This window comes from Microbacterium sp. KKR3/1, from assembly GCF_021272365.1.
Taxonomy (GTDB): Bacteria; Actinomycetota; Actinomycetes; order Actinomycetales; family Microbacteriaceae; genus Microbacterium; species Microbacterium aurugineum.
Genome location: NZ_JAJSDW010000004.1, coordinates 122,117 through 143,632 on the forward strand (window position 1 = coordinate 122,117; position 21,516 = coordinate 143,632).

General features: G+C 68.7%; 19 protein-coding genes. 13 read left to right on the plus strand and 6 right to left on the minus strand.

Annotation, left to right across the window (positions count from 1 at the left end):
* Positions 1-26 precede the first annotated feature (26 nt).
* The 3 genes from LVJ59_RS17190 to LVJ59_RS17200 form a co-directional block, all read right to left on the minus strand.
* Positions 27-944 carry a cation diffusion facilitator family transporter gene (locus tag LVJ59_RS17190; protein ID WP_232763931.1) on the minus strand — a complete coding sequence of 306 codons (918 nt, stop codon included), beginning with the start codon at positions 942-944 and terminating at the stop codon, positions 27-29.
* Positions 945-1,081: 137 nt separating this feature from the next.
* Positions 1,082-2,488 carry an MFS transporter gene (locus LVJ59_RS17195; RefSeq protein WP_134352448.1) on the minus strand — a complete coding sequence of 469 codons (1,407 nt, stop codon included), beginning with the start codon at positions 2,486-2,488 and terminating at the stop codon, positions 1,082-1,084.
* Positions 2,489-2,633: 145 nt separating this feature from the next.
* Positions 2,634-3,530 (minus strand): Lrp/AsnC family transcriptional regulator, encoded by an 897-nt coding sequence (locus LVJ59_RS17200; protein WP_153243084.1) that lies wholly within the window; start codon positions 3,528-3,530, stop codon positions 2,634-2,636.
* 221 nt (positions 3,531-3,751) lie between these two features.
* Between LVJ59_RS17200 and LVJ59_RS17205 the strand changes: the two genes are divergently transcribed.
* Genes LVJ59_RS17205 through speB form a run of 4 tightly spaced genes read left to right on the plus strand, consistent with a single transcriptional unit; the run spans position 3,752 to position 9,385 of the window.
* Positions 3,752-5,089, plus strand: coding sequence for an MFS transporter (locus LVJ59_RS17205; protein ID WP_232763932.1), 1,338 nt, complete (start codon positions 3,752-3,754; stop codon positions 5,087-5,089).
* Complete coding sequence (locus LVJ59_RS17210; protein ID WP_232763933.1) at positions 5,086-6,753, plus strand: amidohydrolase; 1,668 nt, start codon at positions 5,086-5,088, stop codon at positions 6,751-6,753. The genes LVJ59_RS17205 and LVJ59_RS17210 overlap by 4 nt, the downstream gene beginning before the upstream one ends.
* A gap of 10 nt (positions 6,754-6,763) precedes the next feature.
* Positions 6,764-8,380 carry a thiamine pyrophosphate-binding protein gene (locus LVJ59_RS17215; protein WP_232763934.1) on the plus strand — a complete coding sequence of 539 codons (1,617 nt, stop codon included), beginning with the start codon at positions 6,764-6,766 and terminating at the stop codon, positions 8,378-8,380.
* A 48-nt stretch (positions 8,381-8,428) separates the two neighbouring features.
* A complete protein-coding gene (gene speB / locus LVJ59_RS17220; protein WP_232763935.1) occupies positions 8,429-9,385 on the plus strand; it encodes an agmatinase in 957 nt (318 codons plus the stop codon).
* Here speB and LVJ59_RS17225 read toward each other — a convergent pair.
* On the minus strand, positions 9,379-10,251 hold the full coding sequence (locus LVJ59_RS17225) for a serine protein kinase RIO (protein WP_232763936.1): 873 nt from the start codon (positions 10,249-10,251) through the stop codon (positions 9,379-9,381). The two genes, speB and LVJ59_RS17225, sit on opposite strands and share 7 nt — an antisense overlap.
* A gap of 283 nt (positions 10,252-10,534) precedes the next feature.
* Between LVJ59_RS17225 and LVJ59_RS17230 the strand changes: the two genes are divergently transcribed.
* On the plus strand, positions 10,535-11,731 hold the full coding sequence (locus LVJ59_RS17230) for an MFS transporter (RefSeq protein WP_232763937.1): 1,197 nt from the start codon (positions 10,535-10,537) through the stop codon (positions 11,729-11,731).
* Positions 11,732-11,747: 16 nt separating this feature from the next.
* On the opposite strand, the gene LVJ59_RS17235 is transcribed toward LVJ59_RS17230, so the two are convergent.
* On the minus strand, positions 11,748-12,668 hold the full coding sequence (locus LVJ59_RS17235) for a helix-turn-helix domain-containing protein (protein ID WP_232763938.1): 921 nt from the start codon (positions 12,666-12,668) through the stop codon (positions 11,748-11,750).
* 145 nt (positions 12,669-12,813) lie between these two features.
* Here LVJ59_RS17235 and LVJ59_RS17240 point away from each other — a divergent pair, with 145 nt between their 5' ends.
* On the plus strand, positions 12,814-13,275 hold the full coding sequence (locus LVJ59_RS17240) for a DUF3817 domain-containing protein (protein ID WP_232763939.1): 462 nt from the start codon (positions 12,814-12,816) through the stop codon (positions 13,273-13,275).
* A 29-nt stretch (positions 13,276-13,304) separates the two neighbouring features.
* Here the strand turns inward: LVJ59_RS17240 and LVJ59_RS17245 are convergent, their stop codons facing one another.
* Positions 13,305-14,105, minus strand: coding sequence for a MerR family transcriptional regulator (locus LVJ59_RS17245; protein WP_232763940.1), 801 nt, complete (start codon positions 14,103-14,105; stop codon positions 13,305-13,307).
* Between the two features lie 171 nt (positions 14,106-14,276).
* Between LVJ59_RS17245 and LVJ59_RS17250 the strand changes: the two genes are divergently transcribed.
* The 7 genes from LVJ59_RS17250 to LVJ59_RS17280 all read left to right on the plus strand — a co-directional run bounded on the left by LVJ59_RS17250 (position 14,277) and on the right by LVJ59_RS17280 (position 21,513).
* Positions 14,277-15,608: an HNH endonuclease signature motif containing protein gene (locus LVJ59_RS17250; protein ID WP_232763941.1), complete on the plus strand. Its 1,332-nt coding sequence runs from the start codon at positions 14,277-14,279 to the stop codon at positions 15,606-15,608.
* 136 nt (positions 15,609-15,744) lie between these two features.
* The gene (gene dnaK / locus LVJ59_RS17255) at positions 15,745-17,610 is read left to right on the plus strand and encodes a molecular chaperone DnaK (RefSeq protein ID WP_047519808.1); all 1,866 of its coding nucleotides are present in this window, start codon (positions 15,745-15,747) and stop codon (positions 17,608-17,610) included.
* A 2-nt stretch (positions 17,611-17,612) separates the two neighbouring features.
* Positions 17,613-18,266 (plus strand): nucleotide exchange factor GrpE, encoded by a 654-nt coding sequence (locus LVJ59_RS17260; RefSeq protein ID WP_047519806.1) that lies wholly within the window; start codon positions 17,613-17,615, stop codon positions 18,264-18,266.
* 7 nt (positions 18,267-18,273) lie between these two features.
* Entirely contained in the window at positions 18,274-19,257 is a 984-nt protein-coding gene (locus tag LVJ59_RS17265) for a DnaJ C-terminal domain-containing protein (RefSeq protein WP_232763942.1), read from the plus strand.
* A 40-nt stretch (positions 19,258-19,297) separates the two neighbouring features.
* Complete coding sequence (locus LVJ59_RS17270; protein ID WP_232763943.1) at positions 19,298-19,711, plus strand: heat shock protein transcriptional repressor HspR; 414 nt, start codon at positions 19,298-19,300, stop codon at positions 19,709-19,711.
* Positions 19,712-19,760: 49 nt separating this feature from the next.
* Positions 19,761-20,423 carry a GntR family transcriptional regulator gene (locus tag LVJ59_RS17275; RefSeq protein WP_232763944.1) on the plus strand — a complete coding sequence of 221 codons (663 nt, stop codon included), beginning with the start codon at positions 19,761-19,763 and terminating at the stop codon, positions 20,421-20,423.
* A 121-nt stretch (positions 20,424-20,544) separates the two neighbouring features.
* Complete coding sequence (locus LVJ59_RS17280; RefSeq protein ID WP_131493612.1) at positions 20,545-21,513, plus strand: tripartite tricarboxylate transporter substrate binding protein; 969 nt, start codon at positions 20,545-20,547, stop codon at positions 21,511-21,513.
* Positions 21,514-21,516 lie beyond the last annotated feature (3 nt).

Sequence of the window (21,516 nt, forward strand, 5' to 3'; positions counted from 1 at the left end):
GTGCGACCTCGGCGCGGGGCTCCTCGTCAGGCTGACGCGAACCCCACCGAGGGTTCGTCGTCGACGGAGAGGGAGAGCACCGCGGTTTCGACGGCATCGTGCTCCTCGATCCGCTGTTCCAGGTCGCGCAGCTGCCGGGCCACGTCGTGCTCGCGCGCATCGCCGGCCAGGTCGACTTCGGCGACGATGAAGAGCCGGTTCGGTCCCACGTACTCGATGTGCAGATAGGTGACCCGCTCGACCTCGGGCAGGTCGAGCAGCGCGCGCCCGACGCGCGCCCTCAGCTCCGGTGACGCTGTCGCACCCACGAGGAACGCGATGTTCCGCCGGATCAGGACTATCGCGACCACGCCGAGGAGCATGCCGACCAGGATGGATCCGATGGCGTCCCAGGCGGCGACACCGGTGATCTGGTGAAGCAGGATCGCCCCACCTGCCAGGGCGAGGCCGATGAGCGCAGCGGAATCCTCGAAGAACACGGCGCGGAGTGTGGTGTCGCTCGTCTCCAGTACGAAGTCCCAGGTCGAGGAGCCGCGTTCCTTCGCAAGACGCCGGGACTTCACCATCGCCTGCGTGAACGACGCACCCTCGAACACGAACGAGATACCCAGCACGACGTAGGCCACCACGGGGCTCTCCACGGGTCCGGTGTCGGACAACTCCTGGATGCCGTGCATGATCGACACGATCGACCCGGCCGTGAAGATCCCGAACGCGGCGATCAGTGACCAGACGAACGCGTTGCGCCCGTAACCGAGTGGGTGCCGGGCGTCTTTCGCCTTCGCCCCGCGGCGGTCGGCGATGAGGAGGAACACCTCGTTCCCGGCATCCGCCCACGAGTGCGCCGCCTCAGCGACCATCGACGCCGACGAAGTGATGATCGCCGCGACGGACTTCGCCACCGCGACGAGGATGTTGGCCAGGAAGGCGAGGATCACCGTCACGCGGTCAGGGTACTCCCGCGATGGGCGTTCACAACTCAGGAGAATTTCGGTGATACGCCGCAGATTGGGGCGCGAGGGTGCCTTATCGCCAAGTTCTTGAGGAGTTGTGGACGGGGAGCGCTCCGCACCGCTGAAACTCAGCGCGGCGCTTTCACCGGCAGCAGCAGGAGGAAGCCGGCGAGCAGCACGATCACGATGCCCAGGATGCCGAAGGCGGTCTGACTCGTCAGCACGATCAGCAGGGTCCAGGCGCCGGAGGCCATCCAGCTCGCCGCGCGGCCCGTCGTGGCGTACAGGCCGAAGATCTCGCCCTCGCGGCCGGCCGGGGTGACCCTGGCCAGGAACGACCGGGCCGCTGCCTGAGCCGGCCCGACGAATGCGCACAGGATGAGGCCGCCGACCCAGAACACCATCGACCCGGCGTCCCTCAGGAAGAACACCGCGAGGCCCGCGACGATCATCGAGCCGATCGAGGCGAGGATGATCCGCTTCGGTCCGAGTCGATCGTCGAGTCGTCCGGCGGCGATGGTCGAGACTCCGGCGATCAGGTTCGCCGCGATGCCGAAGATGATGATGTCCTGCGTGCCGAAGTTGAAGACTGCGGTCCCGATGATCGCACCGAAGGCGAAGACACCGCCGAGTCCGTCACGGAACACCGCGCTCGCCAGCAGATACCAGAAGGTGGGCCGGGTCTCCTCGTTGCGGTAGAGCCCGGCGACGTCCTTGACCAGGAGGGGGTAGGAGGCGAAGAAGCCGACCTTGCGCTCCGGGCGTCCGAGCGAGGGCTCCGGCACATTGAGGAAGATCGGGATGCTGAAGATGATCGCCCATACCGCGCAGCCGACCGCGATCAACCGGTAGGCGAGTCCGTCGTCGGTGGACATCCCGAACCAGTCGAAGGTGTCCAGCACCACGACGATCACCAGTGCGATGATGCCGCCGAGATAGCCGAAGCCCCATCCGAGACCCGAGATGCGGCCGACGTTCCGTGGGGTGGCGATGCCGATGAGCATCGCGTTGGAGTTCACCGCCGCGATCTCCTGGAACACGGTCGCCGCGGAGATGAGCGCGACGCCCAGCCAGAACAGACTCGGGGCCGGCTCCACGAACCACAGTCCCAGCATGCACAGGATCAGGGCGCCGGTGCCGATCCCGAGCCAGAGCTTCTGCCGACCCGCGGCATCGGCACGCTGTCCGAGCACCGGCGCGAGGAGCAGGATGCCGAAGGCGGCGATGGTGGATCCGAGGCCGAGCCCGGATGCGAGGTCAGCCTCCGCCGCGAGCCGGGCCGGATCGTCTTCGCTCAGAGCCGCGATGTCGGCGGGGAGGAAGGACTCGCTGACCAGGTAGAGCGCGGTGAAGACGAACGTCAGGATGACGGTGTTGAACGGTTGCGTCGCCCAGTCCCACAGCGCCCACGAGTAGACCTGCTTTCTGGGGGCGGGGGTCTCGCCGCGCAGATCGAGGCCGACGACGGCGACGGCACCACTGTTGGCGGTCGCTGCGGGCTCGGGGACGCCAGGGCGAGATTCGGGTTCGCTCATGGGGGAAGTCTGGCGGCCTCCGGTGAACGTCCGGTGACGGCGCGCCGCGTCGACACGCCCGGTGCGGGATCAGAAGTGCGCCTCCGACGGCCCGCAGCGGCGCGTTTTCGAGCCCGCACCGGTGCGGGGGCCGCGCGGAGGGGGCTCAATCCGTACGGAGGGGGCGGAGCGTGCGGGCGTAGTCCTCCTTCAGGACCGCCAGGTGGAGCCAGGCTTCGATCCGGGTGACGCCGGGCAGAGCGCGCAGGCGTTCGAGGCTCGCATACAGTGCACCGGCCGAGGGCTCGACCAGCGTCGCGACCGCATCGAACCGCCCGAGCGTTCGTGCGGCGAAGTCCACCCCGCGTCCGCGCCGGAGCTCGTCGATCACGGCCCCGTCGTCGTCTCCGAGCGTCATCCCGACTCCCATCGACAGCTGCCGATGCGCGAGCCCGCGTGCCTCGACCGCGCTGATCTTGATGACCCCAGCGTCGATCAGTCGCTGCACCCGGGTGGCGACGGCCGAGGGGGAGAGGCGCACCTCCTCACCCAGGGCGCGGAAACTCTCCCGTCCGTCCGCCTGGAGTCGCTCGATCAGGGCTTCGTCGATCATGTCGAGGGTGACGTCACCGTGGTACTCGGAGACGAAGAAGCCCTTGATCACGGTCGAGTAGATGATGGTGCTGATATCGTGCACGCCGTCGATCGCACGGATGAGCGCGAGCAGATCGTGCAGCTCCGACATCGACCCGACGCGCACTTCGGTGACCACGTCGTGCGAGCCCCCGACCGCCGAGACCAGCACGGTCTCGCTCATATCGCGCAGGTGCTCGGCGACGTGTTCGACCGTGCCGTCGGTGCGGAGGGAGACGTGGGCGAGCACGTGCTGCCCGAGGAAGACCGGATCGACGGCCGCGACGACCCGGACCGTGCGGTCGGCGAGCATCGTCCGCAACCGCGCCGCGACCGCCGCCCGTGACTGTCCGAGCCTCTCGGCGAGTGAGAGGATGCTGGCACGACCGTCTTCCTGCAGCGCGCGGATGAGTTCGGCGTCGAAATCCATGGTCGCCCTCGATTCGTCAGATTCCCGCGAACGCACGGATCGTCGCGCGCTTGTTCAGTCTAGAAGCGCTTGTGCCGTCGTGAAGGGAAGCATTGCATGGTTTCATAATCAGAAATCCAGTGAATGCTCATTCTCGCTGGAGTTCTGACCTTGCCGACGGCTCCGCACGTCCGTAGCATCCTTCGCTATCCGACATCTTCCGCAAAGGAGCGGGCACCCTCATGACCTCCACACCCAGCACCGGTACCCACAGCCGGGCACGACGCGCCGGCATCGCCGCTTTCGTCGGCACCACGATCGAGTGGTACGACTTCTACGTCTACGCGACCGCCGCGGCGCTCGTCTTCGGTCCCCTCTTCTTCCCGAGCGGCGACCGACTCGCCGAGACCGCAGCGGCCTTCGCGACCTTCGCGGTCGCCTTCCTCGTCCGCCCCCTCGGCGGCATCATCTTCGGCCACATCGGCGACAAGCTCGGACGCCGGGTGTCGCTCGTCATCACGCTGCTGATGATGGGCGCGGCCACGGTGCTCGTGGGCTGCCTGCCGACCTACGAGAACATCGGCATCCTCGCCCCGATCCTCCTGATCCTGCTCCGTGCGGTGCAGGGCCTCGCGGTCGGCGGCGAGTGGGGCGGCGCGGTGCTCATGAGCGTCGAGCACGCCCCCGAGAAGTCCAAGACCTTCTACGGCGGCTTCACGCAGCTCGGCAACCCGGCCGGTGCGCTGCTGGCGTCGGGAATCTTCGCCGTCATGACGCGCATGGGCGACGACTTCATCATCAACGGCGGATGGCGCATCCCCTTCCTGCTCTCGATCGTGCTGGTCGGCGTCGGGTTCTGGGTGCGCTACCGCGTCGAGGAGTCCCCGGTCTTCGAGGCGAAGATCGAGGGCCGTAAGCAGTCGATGCCGCTCGCCTTCGCGCTGCGCACCAACTGGCGTCCGATCCTCCTCGGCATCGGCATCCTGCCCATCTCGACCGGCGGCTACTACCTGGCCACCACCTTCGCCACGGCGTACGCCACCGGCGACACGGTCGCGATCAGCGAGCAGGTCATCCTCGATGCCATGACCATCGCCTCCTTCGTGGAGTTCGTGGTGACGCTTCCCGTCGCCTGGCTGGGCGACAAGTGGGGCCGGAAGAACGTCATGTACCTCGGCCTGCTCACCTCGGTGCTCACCTTCGTGCCGTTCCTGCTGATCCTGCCCGGCCGAGTCGAACCGCTCATCTTCCTGTTCGCCTCCCTGGTGCGCATCGCGATGAGCGCCACCTACGCGCCGATCGCCGCGCTGCTCTCGCAGATGTTCCGTCCGCAGGCCCGCTACACCTCGATCGCGCTGTCCTACGGCGTCGGCGCGGCGGTCTGGGCCGGGTTCTCCCCGTGGTTCGCGACCCAGCTCATCGCCTGGACGGGCAGCATCTGGTCGGTCATCGCGATGTTCATCGGTATGGCTCTCATCGCCGGTGTCTGCACGCGTCTCGCGCCGCAGCACTCCGACGAGGCCCCCGTCACCGCCTCCTTCACCGCCCGCACCGACACGACCGCGAACAGGCTGCCATGAGAAAGCTCACCCCCTTCGACCGCTCCGCGCAGGAGACACCCGCCCTCCTGACGGCGCAGGCGATCCACACCGCGGATGCCGCAGCCACCACGGCCACGGCCATGCTGACCGACCGGGGACGGATCCTCGCGATCGGCACCCCCGCGGAGTGCGAGGCGGCGGTCGAACGGGCGGGGCTCTCCCCGGAGCGCATCGACCTCGGTGACGCGGTCGTGGTCCCCGGGTTCGTCGACGCCCACGCGCATCCGCTCATGTTCGGGCAGATGATGACCTGGGTCGACTGCGGACCCGAGAAGGCCGGCAGCATCCCCGAGATCGTGGCACTGCTGAAGGCGGTGGCCGCCGACCTGCCCGCCGGACGGCCGGTGCGCGGCTACGGCTACGAGCAGCGCAACCTGGCGGAGAAGCGGCATCCCACCCGCTTCGAGCTCGATGAGGTCGCGAGCGATCGCGAGGTGTATCTCATGAATGCGTCCGGCCACGGCGGCGTCGTGAACTCGTACACCCTGCAGGCGGGCGGCGTGGACCGGGACACCCCGAACCCCGACGGCGGCGAATTCTTCCGCGATGCGGAGGGCGAGCTGACGGGTGAGCTGTCGGACGCCGCCTGCAACATCCTCACGGGCGTGCACGGCGTGAAGATCGGCCACCACGGTCCGAACTTCCACCTCGCGGATGAGCCGGAGGAGCACCTGCGCCAGCTGGATGCCGCGACGCAGCGCTTCCTCGCCGGCGGTGTCACCTCGATCGGCGACTGCCAGGTCACGCGCCGCGAGTTCGACATGTACCTGCGTCTCGCCGAGGCCGGGCGCCTCGAACTGCGGGTGTCGATGTACCTGCTGTCGCACCTGCTCGATGAGGCGCTCGAGATGGGGCTCGTCGGTCAGTTCGGCAACGCGCACCTGAGCTTCGCGGGCATCAAGTTCTACGCCGACGGGACGCTGGGCGGCTGGACCGCGTACTTCCCGGATGGCTACGTGGGTGACCCCTGCCGCACCGGGCAGTTGTACCACGAGCCTGCCGAGTACGCCGGGCTCATCCGCAAGGCGCACGCCGCGGGCCTGCAGACGGCCACGCACGCGCAGTCACCCACCGCGATCGAGATGGTCGTGTCGGCGATCGAGTCCGCGCTCGCCGAGCATCCGGATGCCGATGCCCGGCACCGCATCGAGCACTGCGGTCTGCCGACTCCCGAGCAGATCGCGCGGATGGCGGCCTCGGGCATCCGTCCGGTCAACCAGACGCAGCACTACTTCAACTGGGGCGAGGGCGTCGAGGAGGCGATCGGCACCCCGGGTGAGCGCTTCAACCCGCTCGGGGAGTTCGAACGGGCCGGCGTGCCGATCACGATCTCCTCGGATGCGCCGGTCGCGGAGCCGATCCCGCTCGAGGCCATCCAGACCGCCGTCACCCGCGTCACCCGGCGCGGACACACCCTCGGACCGGATGACCTGCGGATCTCCGCGCTCGCCGCCCTGCGCGCCCACACGATCGAGGGCGCCGCGTCGATCGGCCGCGACGACGATCTGGGCTCCCTCGAAGTCGGGAAGTACGCCGACTTCGCGGTGCTGTCCGGCGATCCGCTGTCCGTTCCGGCCGAGGAGATCTCGGCGATCACCGTGCGCGAGACCTGGGTCGACGGCGTTCGTCGTCATCGGGTGTGAGGATGATCCGATGAACTCCGACACCACGACGGCCGAGCAGTACGCCGACACCGCGGGCCGGGCGGTCCTGGAGACGATCCGCGCCTACGGTGTGACCGCGATCTTCGGCATCCCCGGCACCCACAATCTCGAGCTGTACCGGCCGCTCGCCGAGCTCGGGATCCGTGCCGTCACGAACCGTCACGAGCAGGGCTCCGGCTACGGGGCCGACGGCTGGGCACAGCAGACCGGACTCCCCGGCGTGGTCATCACCACGTCCGGTCCCGGCCTGCAGAATGCCATGAGCGCGATCGGCACCGCGTTCTGCGAATCGCGACCCCTCATCGTCCTCTCCCCGGGAGTGCCGCTCGGCGCCGAGTTCGCCGACGTCGGCACGCTCCATGAGACGAAGGATGCCACGGCCATGGTCGGCGCGATCGCCGAGTGGTCGCGTCGGGTGACCAGTGCCGCCGAGGCGGTGGATGCGGTGCACGACGCGTTCGCCCTGTTCCGCACCGGGCGTCCCCGGCCCGTGCACATCGAGATCCCCCTCGACGTGCTGGAGGCGCCGGCCGACGTCTCCGCCGAGGCGCGCCGGCCTCGTCCGGTCCCGGCCCGCGCGTCCGGGGAGCCGGCAGCGCTCGCCGAGGCGGCACGTCTGCTCGTCGCCGCGAAGGCCCCGGTGATCGTCGCCGGTGGGGGAGCGGTGGATGCTGCGCACGAGGTCACGACCCTCGCCGAGCGACTCGGCGCTCCGGTGCTCACCACCCTGAACGGCAAGGGCGTGGTCGATGAGCAGCACGCGCTCTCGCTCGGCTCGAATCTGCGCCTCGCCGCGGCCCGCGCCGTCGCGGAGGATGCCGACGTGTTGCTCGTCGTCGGCTCGAAGCTCGGTGAGGCCGAGCTGTGGGCGCCGCGGCTCGAAGCCCGCGGATCCGTGATCCGTGTCGACATCTCGCCGACGCAGCACGATAAGAACCTCGCCGCGACGGTGGGCATCACGGGCGACGCGGCTGCCGTCGTGGAGGCGCTGCTGGCCGTCGTCCCGCACGAAACCCGCCCGCCGCGCGACCTCACCGCCGAGCGGAGCGCGATCGCCGCCGAGATGCGCGAGACCGCGCCCGAGGCGGTCGCCCTGGCCGAGATCATCGCGGATGCCCTTCCCGAGGATGCGATCGTCGCGGGCGACTCGTCCCAGATCGTCTATCTGGCCCTCGGCAGCGTGCTGCAGTCGGCCCATCCGCACTCGCTGCTCTACACGCCCACCTATGCGACGCTCGGCTACGGCCTCCCGGCGGCGATCGGCGCCAGAGTCGCGCAGACGGAGCATCCGGTCGTCACGGTGATCGGCGACGGCGCGCTGATGTTCTGCGTGAACGAGCTGGTCACCGCGGTCGAGCAGCGTCTCGACGTCACGATCGTGTGCGTCGACAACGGCGGGTACGCCGAGATCCGTCAGAACGAGGTCGATCGGGGCATGACCCCCATCGGCGTCGATCTGGTGCAGCCCGACTGGGCGGCGCTCGCCACGGCCTTCGGCGCGACCGGGCGCCGGGTGGAGCGCCGCGAGGACATCGCCTCGAGCATCCGGGCCGCGATCGCCGAGGGCGGCGTGCAGCTGGTGCACCTCCCGCAGAGCGCCCTCTGAACTTCGTGACCTCCCTCTCTTGACCTCCCCGACGAACAGGAACGAGCCATGACCGAGAACGTGGGCCCCATCGACGCGTCCGTGAACCCCCGCTACTCCGGTATCGCCACCTTCGCGCGGCTGCCGCGGATCGAAGATGTGCCGCGCGCCGACATCGCGGTCGTGGGCATCCCGTTCGACTCGGGCGTCAGCTACCGACCGGGCACGCGGTTCGGTCCGTCGCACGTGCGCGAGTCCTCGCGACTGCTGCGGCCGTACAACCCCGCGCAGGACGTGTCGCCGTTCGCGATCGCACAGGTCGTGGATGCGGGTGACATCCCGGTCAACCCCTTCGACCTCACGGAAGCCGTGACCGAGGTCGAGCGCGCGGCCCTGGCTCTCGGCGAGCAGGTGCAGCGCATCGTCACGATCGGCGGGGACCACACCGTCGCGCTGCCCCTGCTGCGCGCGGTCGCCGCGAAGCACGGCCCCGTCGCCGTGCTGCACTTCGACGCGCACCTCGACACGTGGGACACCTACTTCGGGGCACCCGTCACCCACGGCACCCCCTTCCGCCGCGCGAGCGAGGAGGGACTGATCGACCTCACCGCCAGCTGTCACGTCGGCACGCGAGGCCCCCTGTACTCGAAGCAGGATCTGGAGGACGACGAGCGCCTGGGCTTCTCGATCGTGTCGAGCGAATACATCGAGGAGCACGGCGTCGAGGCCGGCATCGCCCGCATCCTCCAGCGCATCGGTGACAAGCCGCTCTACGTGTCGATCGACATCGACGTGCTCGACCCCGCCCACGCGCCCGGCACCGGTACGCCCGAGGCCGGGGGGCTCACGAGCCGGGAGCTGCTGCGGATCCTGCGTGCCCTGACGTCGCAGAACATCGTCGGCGCGGACGTGGTCGAAGTGTCGCCCGCCTACGACCACGCGCAGATGACCGGCATCGCCGCGAGCCATGTGGTGTACGAGCTCGTGACGCTGCTGGCCGCCCGCGTGGCGTCTGACTCTCAGTAGAGCGCCGCGAGCAGCTCGGCGAACAGTTCCTCGGGGTCGGCGTCGACGCGGCGTCGGGTGAACCAGTCGCAGATGTTCACGCAATCGCGATGCAGCAGGTCGAGTCCCTGCGGGTTCGCGATGACGTCGACGATCTGCGGCAGGTCGATCACCCGCACCCGGCCCTCATGCACGAGCAGGTTGTATGCGGAGAGGTCGCCGTGGGCGAAGCCGGCTGCGGCGAAGATCCGCATCAGATCGACGACCTGCGCGTAACACTCCTGAAGCGCGGCACGGTCGCCGCGTGACTGGGCGAGCCGGGGTGCGGCCGTGCCGTCGGCGTCGCCGAGGAACTCCATCAGCACCTCGGTGCCGTTCACCTGCACGGGGTACGGCACCGGCGCGCCGAGCTCCCACATCCGGCACAGCGCCTCGAACTCGGCGAAGGACCACTGCGCGGCTGCGACGTCGCGACCGTGGCTCGACTTCTTGGCGAGGGCGCGGGTGTCACGGGTGTTCCGGGTGCTGCGCCCCTCCGTGTACGTCGAGGAACGGTGGAAGCTGCGGTGCTCGGCGCTGCGATAGCGCTTCGCGGCGAGCAGGGTGTGCTGCGCCGGATCACCGGGCACGGCGCGCTCGATCAGGAACACGTCGGCCTCTTTGCCGGTCTTGAGGACGCCCCGTTCGGTGTCGAGCGCACCGGCCGAGGTCACCACCCACGCGGGCCACGGCTCGGGCCCGCGCTCGGACGGGGTGATCGCCGGCCACGTGGACCAGCGCTGGCCCTCACCGGGGTCGACGTCGGCGAAGGAGAGTTCGGTTTCGAGGATTTCGAAGGAGGAGGCGTCGAACGACGCGGCTTCCGAGGAAGCGGAGGGATCAGACAAGTGTGGCTCCAGGAGGGGAGGCCACGCCAGGATCAGGAGCGGGTGGCCTCGAGGGGAAGGTGGTCGGCGGAAAGCGCGACAAAGACCGTGTTCATGTCTTCGGCTCCTTCCGCTCGGGCTTCCCGGGCGCGTCCCGGTGCGTCGTCGAGCTTAGGGCGTCCGCGGCGAGCGTGTCCAGAGGCGGAGGTCAACGCCCGACCGGCCGGGATCGCTCCGGACGATCGGTCGGATGCCGCGGACGCCTGGTCGGGCGGCGGCATCCGGATCCTGCGAGCGTGGACCCATGACCACGACAGCCCCCGTTCCCACCGTGTCTTCCTCTGCGGCGACCCGCATCCGCTACGGCGGGTTGATCGTGCTCATGCTGATGGGCTTCCTGCTGGTCACGGCCGAGTTCCTGCCCAACGGTGTGCTCACCGAGATGGCCGACGGTCTCGGGGTCACCCCGGGCCAGGCAGGACAGACCGTCACCGTGACCGCGCTCGTCGGACTCGTCGTCGCCCCGACGGTCGGACTGATCTTCCCGCGCCTCGACCGCCGGTCGCTGCTGCTGTGGATGGCGCTCGCCGCGGCCGTGTCGAACCTCATCGTGGCGATCGCGCCGAATCTGATCATCGTGCTGCTGGCGCGCTTCCTGCTGGGCGCCGCGATCAGCGCGTACTGGGCGATGTCGATCACCGTGGCAGCGCGCCTCGCGGGGCCCGCGAACCTCGGACGCGGCGTCATGTTCACCTCCGCCGGGGTGTCGCTGGCGACCGTCGCAGGCGTGCCCCTCGGCGTCATGCTCAGTGAGCTCATGGACTGGCGGGCCGTCTTCGCCCTCGCGGGCGTGCTCATGGTCGTGCTCGCGGCCGTGCTGCGGTTCGCGCTGCCTTCCGTTCCGGCGGAGCAGGCGTCGAGTCTGCGACTGCTCGTCGACACCCTGCGCCGCCCGGGCATCGGCCTCGGCATGGTCGGGCATGTGCTCGTGGTCCTCGGGCACTTCCTCGCCTACACCTACGTGCGCCTCGCGCTGGAGCGCATCCCCGACGTCGACGCCTCGACCATCGTCGTGCTGCTCGCGCTGTTCGGCGTCGGCGGACTGCTCGGCAACATCACGATCGGGCTCGTCATCGACCGCACGTTCGCCTTCTTCGCGGTGTTCGCGCCGTTGGTGATCGCCGTGTCGGTGACCGCGATGATCCTCTTCTCCGGATCGATCGTCGGCGTGGGCATCGTCGTGCTGGTGTGGGGCTTCTTCTTCTCGTCCTGGCTGATCGTCGTGAACACCTGGGTCGGACACCGGATGCCCGATCGGCTCGAAGCCGGGGGCAGCCTGGTCGTCGTGGGGTTCCAGGGCGCGATCACGCTCGCCGCCGGCATCGGTGGGCTGCTCGTCGACACTCTGAACGTCGAACTGGTCTACGTGATCGGTGCCGTCGCGCTGCTCGCCGGCGCGGTGCTGTTCGGCGCATCGAATCGGGTCAGCAGCAGAGCCTGACCCGGGCGGGTGTCGCTCAGGCCGGGACGGGAGTGCGGTTGGTGAGGCGCCAGGACGAGGGGGTCTGTCCGGTGCGGCGTCGGAATGCGCGGCTGAATCCCTCGTCCGAGGCGTAGCCCAGCTCGCGGGAGATGTCCGAGACGGAGCGTCCGGCGTCGAGCATCCGCTTCGCCGCATCGACCCGCACCTCGGTGACGTAGTCGGCGGGTGAGCGTCCGACAGCGCTGCGGAACCGCTCGGCGAAGGTCGAGCGCGACATCGCCCCGATCCCGGCGAGGCGCTCGACCGTCCAGTCGCGCCCGGGCTCCTCGTGGATGGCGTCGACCACGCGGTCGAGGAAGGGATCGCTCGACAGGGAGGGCCAGCCGGTGGGCGCGCAGCCGTTCGCCGCCCAGGCACGGATGACCGACAACAGGACGGTCGTCGCCATCAGGCGGCAGATCACCGGGTCCCCCTGGCGGGCGGGTGTGACCGTGTGGTCGATCACCCCCATGTTCAGGGCGAGGGCGGCGGCCGCGGGCTCCACGGCGTCGAAGCCGGTCACGGTGAGGAACGGGGGCAGCAGTGCGGGCAGGGGTGACGCGACATCTGCGAGCTCGATGTCGGCGATCATGAGGATCGTCTCGTCGTGTGCCTCGAGCGCGAATGGCGACCGGCCGAGGGTCAGGAACGCGTCGCCCGTCACGAGCAGGTCATGGCGCGCCTCCGTGTTGTCGAGCCGGAGTCGCTGCGAATCGGGATCGACGTCGAGACGGCAGCCGTCTCCGAGCGGAGGATGTCCCCGCACGGCGCCGGCGACGATGTAGACCAGGGTGATGGCGTCGGCGGGGATCGGCAGCAGCGCTCCCGCGGCGAGCGACGATCGGCGTCCGATGCCGACGCGGAGATCGACCGCACCGAGCACGTGCGAGAGCGCATCCGCATCCACTGTCACCATGCCTTCGGCAACGTCGTCGCGCGGGCTGCTATTCCGATGTCGGTGCGCGAGACGGGTCGCACCGTCTTGACGGACTCAACCATTCGGTTGATTCGAGGGGGATGGAGGGACGGATACGGTGGAAGCACCCCACCCGAGGAGTACCGTGTTCCGCACCCCCGACCGTCTGTACCGAGTCCTCGCGATCGCGGAGGCGATCACCTGGACGATCCTGATCGCCGCGATCATCGCCCGCGCCGTCGGCGCCCCCGGCGTGGTGGTGACGGTGGGCGGAGGCATCCACGGATTCGTCTTCCTGAGCTATGCGGCGACGGCGATCCTGGTCGCCCTGAACCAGCGCTGGCATGTCGGGGTCGGCGTGCTCGCCGTCGCGAGCGCCGTCGTGCCCTACGCGACCATCCCGATGGAGATCTGGCTGCACCGTACCCGCCGGGTCACCGGAGCCTGGCGCCTCGCGGCGACCGAGGATCCGCGTGATCGACGGTGGTACGACCGGCTGATGCGCTGGTTCCTGCAGCGGCCGTGGGTGCTCGCGGTGCTGCTCGTGGTCGGCATCGTCGCGCTGTACGTCATCCTGCTGCTGATCGGTCCTCCTGGCGGCAAGTGAGCCCGCACACCTTCAGTGCGTGATTCCGCTCAGGCGCGTCGGACGGGCTGCTGCAGTTCGGTGACCCAGTCGGACTGATCGTCGCCGACGGCGCGGACGTAGAGCTCCCTGCAGGGACCGTCGTGCACGAGGCCGCGAGCGAAGATCTCGGCGTGGATCGCATGCCAGCTCTCCGCGATGTGCTCCATCGAGCCGAGGTGGATGCCGCAGACGGCTTCATCCGCCGCAGGGAGCTCGATGATGTCGAACTCCTCGCGCGCGGGGCCCGCATAGGTGTAGCCGACGATGACCTCCAGTCCGTCGTCGAGCGTCGTGTACTGGGCGATCGGTGTGGTCAGGGGATGTTCGCCGCCGATGGCGTCCGCCACCGCGTCGAAGGCGGAACCGACCACACCGGCGACGGCCGGCTGATCGGGGACGACCGTGCGGACGGCGGCGAGCCGGACGGCGGGCAGGGGCTTCTCGACGATCTCGATCCGTGACATGTGCTTCTCTCTCTCGATGAGGTGGAGGCGCCTCTCCACGTCGACGAGTCTCTCCGCGGCGATCCGATGCTCCTGCTCGACCTCTGCCCGGCGGATCCGCAGCAGCGAGGCGATGCGCTCGGCATCGACTCCCCGTTCGAGGATGGCCGAGATGTCGTCGAGGCCGAAGCCCAGCTGGCGCAGGGCGACGATCCGGTGCAGCCTTTCCAACTGCGACGGGTCGTAGGAGCGGTAGCCGTTGAACTCGTCCACGTGGGCGGGCACGAGCAGTCCGGCCGTGTCCCAGTGCCGCAGCATGCGGTGGGTCACCTGGCCGATCTGCGCGAACGCTCCGATGGACAACATGTGTCTGTTCTCCCGTCTGCCACCGTGTCAGGGTCAAGTATCGCCTCGGTCCGGTCTGCGGTCGGCTCGTCCAGGGCGGAGGGGAAGGTGCTCCCAGCCCCATTCCGGTATCTTGGTTTCTGGCGCTGATCTGGGTGTTTCAATGTCAGTGGTCCCTGGTTCACTGAAGGTATGACAGCGCTGGCGGATGCGACCCTCGAGCAGGTGGATGCTCTTGCCGCGCTCACCGAGATGCTCGTCGAGGTCGAGCGCACGATCAGCAGTCTGCAGGCCGCGCGAGACGGCATCCTGGCGGTCGGGTCGCGGCTCGCGCTCGACGTGGCCGCGCAGGCGGGGCATCCCGATCACGGAGACATGTCGGCCCGCACGGTCGCCGCGGAGTTCGCCACGGCCCTGCGGGTGAGTGATCGAACGGTGCAGCGCCGGATGGCCGACGCGGCCTGGGTCGTGGAGCACTTCCCGCTGGTCTGGGAGGCGCAGGGGGCGGGTCGCATCAGCGCGGCGCACGCCCGAGTCGTCTGCGAAGCGGGCGAGCACCTGCCCGATGCGGCGAGCCGCGCCGCCTATGCGGCTCAGATCATCCCCTTCGCCGAGATCGAGTCTCCCGCTCGTGTCGGCCGAATGGCTCGGCGGGTGGCTGAACGGTTCCAGGCGCGGTCGATCGATGAGCGGCACCTCGATGCGCGGGAGAAGAGATCCGTGTGGGTGAAAGACGTCGGAGACGGGATGACGCAGCTCGGCCTGCTCGGTCCGTCGGCGCTCGTGCACGGGGTCTTCGAGCGGCTCACGCAGATGTCCGAGGCGGTGCAGGAGCACGAGTCCCCGGAGCGTGAGCACCCGGAGTGTGAGTCCACGGAGCACGAGTCCCCGGAGCTCCCGGCTCCGGAGCCGGACGAGCGCACCCTCGCGCAGCGCCGCGCCGATCTCGCTCTCGACCTGCTCCTCACCGGCGCTCCGGCCGGACATGATCGCGGCGAGGGGCTCCTGGCGGCGATTCGCGGAACGGTGTCGATCACGGTCCCCGTCACGACGCTGATCGGCGAGGACTCGACTCCGGCCGAGCTGAACGGCCGCACTCCGGTCGACCCTGCGACCGCCCGTCGGATCGCCGGCGCGGCAGCGGGCTGGGACCGCATCCTCACCCACCCCGTCACCGGCGCGGTCCTCGCGGTCGACCGCTATCGTCCCGGTCCGGATCTGAAGCGGCATCTGAGGGCGAGGGATCAGCGATGCCGATTCCCGACCTGCGGGTACGCGTCCGTGGACTGCGACATCGACCATCATCACGAGGCCGCGCTCGGGGGAGCCACCGAGGAGTCGAACCTCGGTCACCTGTGTCGTCGCCATCACGTGCTCAAGCATCATTCGCCGTGGGTGGTCGAGCCCCTGGGTGGTGGTATCTACGCCTGGACGAGCCCGACCGGCAAGGTCTACGTGGACCGGCCCCCTCCCCAGAACACCGTCACGTTCACGGAGGATCCGGCGATTCTCGCGCCCTTCTGAAAAAGTTGAGTCGACTCGTATCAAGTTGATTTGACACCTGCAGAGCGCCGGCGTACAGTTGAGTCATCGTGACTCAGGTTTCCCTGATCGCCGCAGATTTCCGATCCCAACGAACTTCCAACAAAGGAGAGAACACATGGCACGTGCTGTCGGTATCGACCTCGGAACCACCAACTCCGTCGTCAGCGTCCTCGAGGGTGGCGAGCCCAAGGTCATCGCCAACGCCGAGGGCTTCCGCACGACCCCCTCGGTCGTGGCCTTCACCAAGGACGGGGAGGTGCTCGTCGGTGAGACCGCGAAGCGCCAGGCCGTCACCAACGTCGACCGGACGATCGCTTCCGTCAAGCGCCACATGGGCACCGACTGGAGCTTCGACGTCGATGGCAAGAAGTGGACGCCGCAGGAGATCTCCGCGCGCATCCTCATGAAGCTCAAGCGCGACGCCGAGGCATACCTGGGTGACACGGTGACCGATGCGGTCATCACCGTCCCCGCGTACTTCAACGACGCCGAGCGTCAGGCCACCAAGGAGGCCGGGGAGATCTCGGGTCTCAACGTCCTGCGCATCATCAACGAGCCGACCGCGGCCGCTCTGGCCTACGGCCTCGACAAGGGCAAGGAAGACGAGCTCATCCTGGTCTTCGACCTCGGTGGCGGAACGTTCGACGTCTCGCTGCTCGAGGTGGGCAAGGACGACGACTTCTCCACGATCCAGGTGCGTGCGACCGCCGGTGACAACCGTCTCGGTGGAGACGACTGGGACCAGCGTCTCGTCGACTACCTGATCAAGCAGTTCAAGGAGACCACGGGCGTCGACGTCGCGGGCGACAAGATCGCGCTGCAGCGCCTCAAGGAGGCCGCGGAGCAGGCGAAGAAGGAGCTCTCCTCCTCCACCTCGACGAGCATCAACCTGCCGTACCTGTCGCTCACGGAGTCCGGCCCGGTCTCGCTCTCCGAGACGATCACCCGCGCGAAGTTCGAGGACCTCACGAAGGACCTGCTCGACCGCACCAAGAAGCCGTTCGAGGATGTCATCCGCGAAGCCGGCATCAAGGTGTCCGAGATCGACCACATCGTGCTCGTCGGTGGTTCCACCCGTATGCCCGCGGTCGCCGAGCTCGTCAAGCGCGAGACCGGTAAGGACGCGAACAAGGGCGTCAACCCGGATGAGGTCGTCGCCGTCGGCGCCGCTCTCCAGGCCGGTGTCCTCAAGGGTGAGCGCAAGGATGTCCTCCTCATCGACGTCACCCCGCTGAGCCTCGGTATCGAGACCAAGGGCGGCATGATGACCAAGCTCATCGAGCGCAACACCGCCATCCCCACCAAGCGCAGCGAGACCTTCACCACGGCAGACGACAACCAGCCGTCCGTCGCGATCCAGGTCTTCCAGGGCGAGCGCGACTTCACCCGCGACAACAAGCCGCTCGGCACGTTCGAGCTCACGGGCATCGCTCCCGCTCCCCGCGGCATCCCGCAGATCGAGGTCACGTTCGACATCGACGCCAACGGCATCGTGCACGTGTCCGCCAAGGACAAGGGCACCGGCACCGAGAAGTCGATCGTCATCTCCGGCGGCTCCTCGCTGTCGAAGGAAGACATCGAGCGCATGGTGCGCGAGGCCGAGGAGCACGCGGCTGAGGACAAGGTGCGCCGTGAAGCCGCCGAGGTCCGCAACCAGGCCGAGACGCTCGCGTACTCGATCGACAAGCTGATCACCGAGAACGACGACAAGCTGCCCGAAGACGTGAAGACCGAGGTCAAGGCCGACGTCGAAGCGCTCAAGACGGCGCTGGCGGGCGAAGACGACGAGGCCGTGAAGACCGCGTTCGACAAGCTCAACCAGTCGCAGTCCAAGCTCGGCGAGGCCATCTACGCCTCCTCGCAGGCGGATGCTGCTGCCGACGCTTCGGCTGACGGCGAGGCCCCGACCGGTGACGCTCCCTCCTCCGACGAGGACGTCATCGACGCCGAGGTCGTCGACGACGAGGACGAGAAGAAGTAATCATGACGGACAAGAACTTCGACGAGAACCAGAATCCTGAGTCCGCCGAAGGTCGCAGCGAGGGGTCGGACGCTCAGGCGTCCGGCCCCGCGCCGCAGAACCCGGATTCCACCGAGGCGAAGGCCGCCGAGGGGTCGGACGAGACTCCCGAAGACGGTGTCGATGACCTCACGGTCGATGACATCCTCGGAGCGACGCAGACCGGTGAGGCCGCGGCGGAGGACGCCGTGCTCGCCGACCTCGAGTCGACGCTGCTGAACGACCTCAAGCGCCTCCAGGCCGAGTACGCGAACTACCGTCGTCGCACCGAGGAGCAGCGCCAGGTCGAGATCGAGCGGGCGAAGGGCGAGGCCGCCAAGGGCCTCATCCCGGTGCTCGACGACCTCGACCGTGCCGCTCAGCACGGCGACCTGGTCGAGGGCACGCCCTTCGCCGTGATCGCCGAGAAGGTGCGTGCGGTCGTGGAGCGTCTCGGGGTGGCCGCATACGGCGAGAAGGGTGAGGAATTCGACCCTCAGCGCCACGAGGCCATCTTCCAGCAGCCGACCCCCGGCGCCGAGAAGACGACGATCCTCGAGGTCGTCGAGGTGGGCTACCGCCTCGGTGACATCGAGCTGCGCCCCGCGAAGGTCGTCGTCGCTGTCCCTGCGGAGTAGGTGATCGATGGCCAGCCAGGATTGGTTCGACAAGGACTTCTACAAGACCCTCGGGGTCTCCAAGGACGTCAGTGATGCGGATCTGAAGAAGACGTATCGCAAGCTCGCGCGGAAGTACCACCCGGACTCCAATCAGGGTGATGCCAAAGCAGAGGCGAAGTTCAAGGAGATCAGCGAGGCCTACTCGGTGCTCTCCGACGCCGAACAGCGCAAAGAGTACGACGAGATCCGCGCCATGGGCTCCGGCGCCCGCTTCACGGCGGGCGGCCAGGGTGCCGGCGGCTTCGAAGACGTGTTCAGCCGGTTCGGCCAGCAGGGCCGAGGGCAGACGGCCGACTTCGAGGACATCTTCGCGATGTTCAACCAGGGGCAGGGTGCGAGCTTCGGAGGCGGACGCTTCGGGCAGCCGAGCGGTGGCTACCGCGGCTTCGGCGGACCGCAGCGTGGTGCCGACGTCACCGCTCGTACGACGCTCGACTTCGTCACCGCCGTGCAGGGCGAGACCATCTCCCTGCAGGGCGATGACGGCAAGCCGTTCAAGGTGAAGATCCCTGCGGGCGTGGCAGACGGGCAGAAGATCCGTCTGCGCGGTCGTGGCCGTCCCTCACCCGACGGCGGGGAGAGCGGTGACATCGTGGTGCAGATCTCGGTGCGCCCGCACCCCGTCTTCACGCGTGACGGGCTCAACCTGCGCGTCGTGGTCCCGGTGACCTTCACTGAAGCGACCCTCGGCGCGACGATCGAGGTCCCGACGCTCAGCGGTGACGTGGTCAAGCTCCGCGTCGCTCCCGGCACCCCCTCCGGGCGGGTGCTGCGCGTCAAGGGCCGTGGTGTGGCAACGGCGAAGGGAACCGGAGACCTGCTCGCCGAACTCCAGGTCGCTGTGCCCACGCACCTCGACGACGCCGCGCGGGAGGCCCTGGAGAAGTTCCAGGAGCTCGAGCCCAAGGAGAATCCGCGGGCGGAGCTGATGGCGAAGGCGCGTCGATGACCGAGCGTCGAAGTGGGCACCGGGGTCGGAGGCGTTCGTGATGAACGCTGACACCCCGGTGTTCGCGATCGCGGCGGCGGCCGAGCTCTCCGGTCTCCACCCGCAGACCCTGCGGCAGTACGACCGCATCGGACTCGTGGTCCCCGGACGGACGTCGGGCGGCTCGCGTCGGTACTCCGCCCGCAACATCGAACAGCTGCGCGAGGTCGCCCAGCTCTCTTCGGAAGGTGTGAGCCTCCCCGCGATCGCGCGTCTGCTCGACCTCGAAGACGAGAACCGGGCGCTGCGCAACCGCATCGCGGCACTCGAGAGCGCTCTACGCACCGAGCGCGAGAACCGCCCCGGCGTGCGGGTGTTCGCCGCCGGATCCGCGGGGGTGGTGCCCGTGCCGAGCGGCCGTCGCATCCGCCGCTCGACCGACGTCGTGCTCTGGGATTCGCGCGGACACGCCTAGACACCGATCTCGTGGTGTGTATCCTGTCAACAGTTAACAGGAGGTCACCATGACGCAGACCGTCACGCGCGGAGAATCCCTCGGCGCCCAGGTGGCACGGGTGCTCCGCCAGCGCATCGTGCGCGGCGAACTCGCCCCCGGCGCGCGGATCACCGAGGAAGCGCTCGCCGAGGAGTTCTCGGTCAGCCGTGGCCCCGTGCGCGATGCGCTCACCCAGTTGAGCTTCGAGAAGCTCGTCGAGGTGCAGCGTCCCCGCGGCGTGTACATCGTGGGACTCACGGGGGATGACGTCGATCAGCTGTACAGCCTGAGGGGTGCGCTCGAACAGCTCGCCCTCTCGCGGGCCATGCGTGTCGACGACGAGGCGCGCTGGGCCGCGATGGCGGCGGCCGTCGACCGCATGGGCGAGGCCGCGGACCGCGGCGACCATGCCGCATTCGTCACCGCGGATCTCGAGTTCCACTCGCAGATCTACGCGCTCGCCGATCACCCGCGTCTGGAGGGTGCATGGAATCAGTACCTCCCGACGTTCACCGCGCTGCTCGAGGTCACGATCAACCATGACGAAGACCTGCACGAGTCTTCCGATGATCACGTGACGCTCATGGAGGTGATGCGCACCGGCACGCCGGCGCAGGCGGCGAAGGTGCTGTCCGAGCACCTCGACGGTGCTCGTCGACGCATGCTGAGCGAGATCGCCACCCACGCCTGAGTGCGGGGCCGTGCCTGCGGCCCTTGCGGCGCACCTCTCGTCCCAGTGTTGACTGTTAACAGTCAACACTGCTACGGTCGGGGGAGTCGACAACAAGGTCGACCCACGTAGAGGAGCAAAGATGCCCCGCAAGCGCATCACCCGGGCGGCTGCCGCGATCGCCGCCCTCGCAGCCACCGCTCTCATCGTCTCGGCCTGCACCAAGGTCGAAGAGGGCGAGGGCGCCGAATCGACCTACCCGGAGAAGGACATCCGGCTCATCATCCAGGCCAACCCCGGGGGAGGATCAGACCTCTCGTCGCGCGCACTCGCCACGGAGCTCGAGAAGATCCTCGACGTCAGCGTCATCCCCGAGAACATGCCGGGTGCCGCCGGAGCGCTCGCGATGGAGTACGTCGGTGCGCAGGATCCCGACGGCTACGTGATCGGATTCGCGCCCGTCGAGATCGCGATGCTGAACACCACGCAGAGCGCGGACGTGCTGCCGGACGACTTCGACCTGCTCGGCCAGATCATGCTCGCCCCCGGTGTCGTCACCGTCGGTGCGAACAGCGGGATCGAGACGCTGGAAGACCTCGTCGCCCAGGCGCAGTCCGGTGCCGTCACGGTCGCGAACTCCGGCGCCGGCTCCATCTGGGAGGCGGCGACCCTCGGACTCGGTGCCGCGACCGACGCCGACTTCACTCCGGTGCCCTACGACGGCGGAGCGACGGCCGTCGCCGCAGCCGCATCCGGCGAGACCGTCGCGGCCGTCTCCGGCCTCGGCGAGGCTCTCGCCCAGGGCGACGCGGTGCGCATCCTCGCCGTCATGAACGACGAGCGCCACCCCGACGCAGAAGACGTCGAGACGGTCGAAGAGGCCATCGGCGAAGACGTCGTCTTCGGAGGCTGGGGCGGCATCTACGCGCCCAAGGGTCTGCCCGACGACGTGAAGTCGACGCTCGAAGCCGCCGTCAAGGAGGCCGTCGAATCCGACAGCTACCAGAAGTTCCAGGCCGACGCCGGAAACCTGGTCGTGTACCGCGACTCCGCCGAATGGACGACGTTCGTCGACGAGCAGTTCGACCTCTTCAAGGACCTCCTGGGCTGAGGA